Annotated in this window: 2 protein-coding genes; one reads left to right on the plus strand and one right to left on the minus strand. The window is 43.5% G+C overall.

From position 1 onward, the window contains the following. Positions 1 to 219 precede the first annotated feature (219 nt). Entirely contained in the window at positions 220 to 936 is a 717-nt protein-coding gene (locus tag A3738_RS18820) for a YebC/PmpR family DNA-binding transcriptional regulator (protein WP_068476587.1), read from the plus strand. Positions 937 to 976: 40 nt separating this feature from the next. Here the strand turns inward: A3738_RS18820 and A3738_RS18825 are convergent. After that, positions 977 to 1,390: alpha/beta fold hydrolase (locus A3738_RS18825; RefSeq protein WP_197473917.1), on the minus strand; the 414-nt coding region annotated here is incomplete at its 5' end.

Consider the following 1,390-nt stretch of genomic DNA (forward strand, 5'->3'; position numbering starts at 1 on the left):
AAAGAACAATAGCTATAAACAAGCATGATTGAGGCCAACTAATATTTTTGTGATGTTTTTCATGCATTAAAGAAAAAGTGGAAAAGACCAGGAAATCAAAGATGTAAATTATTTCGACACTTAGAATGAAGTTTGCGAATTTGTGGACGAGAAATTTAGTTTCGGTTCAAATCGCTGTAGAATAAGCCCGCTTTTAGATCAACGTTAAGGAATCTGGTAATGGGTAGAGCCTTTCAAAACCGCAAAGAGTCAATGGCGAAAACTGCTGCAGCCAAAACAAAGGTTTACAGTAAATATGGTCGTGAGATTTATGTTGTCGCAAAAGCGGGCGGCATCGACCCCGATGGAAATCTTGCGCTTCGTAGCTTAATTGATCGCGCAAAGAAAGATCAGGTTCCAACGCATGTTATTGATAAAGCTATCGACAAAGCAAAAGGCGGTGGTGGTGAAGACTACTCTCCAGCACGCTACGAAGGATTTGGTCCAGGCAATTGCATGGTCATTGTTGAATGCTTAACTGACAATCCAAATCGCACCTTTGGCGATGTTCGCCAATGCTTCACCAAAACGAAAGCGAAAATTGGTACACAAGGCGCCGTTAACCATATGTTTGACCATAGCGCCATTCTTGTGTTTTCTGGAGACGATGAAGATGCAGTATTAGAAGCCCTCATGGAAGCAGATGTGGACGTAACTGACGTCGAGGCAGAAGACGGGAAAATTACCGTATTTGCACCACACACAGAGTCTTTCAAAGCAAAACAAGCGCTCATTGACGCACTAGGCGAAATTGAATTCGACGTTGATGAAATTCAATTTGTACCTCAAACGACCACACCAGTAAGCGGTGATGATGTTGAAATGTTTGAGAAGTTCTTAGATATGCTTAACGACTTAGATGACGTACAAAACGTCTACCACAACGCTGAGCTTTAATGCTTAAATTAATAAACTCAACGGCAGAGTGCTCCAAATTTTAACGCAATACTGCCGCTAGCTCTTCGGGTGCCTCCAAAGGCACCCAGTGCCCCGCTTCCGGCAATATGTTTTTCGTATGCGCGTGCATCATATCTGCCATGTAACTCGGAACATATTTATCTTTCTGCCCCCAAACAGCCTCAATATTGCATCGAGCAGATAAGCGCTCAAGGTCATTTTGAAACACCAAAAACTTGCGTGGATCGGCAGAGCGATACAATTTCAAAATGGTCGATCTAGTCTTCCATTGTGACAGTTTATGGGAGTAAGTGTGATCTATCTGCTCTGTCGTTAGCAACGCTCCTCCGCGCTTCATTTCCCATCGAAAAACGTGCTTGTTCGCCAGTAGCATGGATAACTCTCCGAGTATTGGCGTTTGCCAAACTCTCGCCCAAGGGTGCCACTTATACAG

The sequence above is a fragment of the Oleiphilus sp. HI0066 genome (assembly GCF_001635725.1).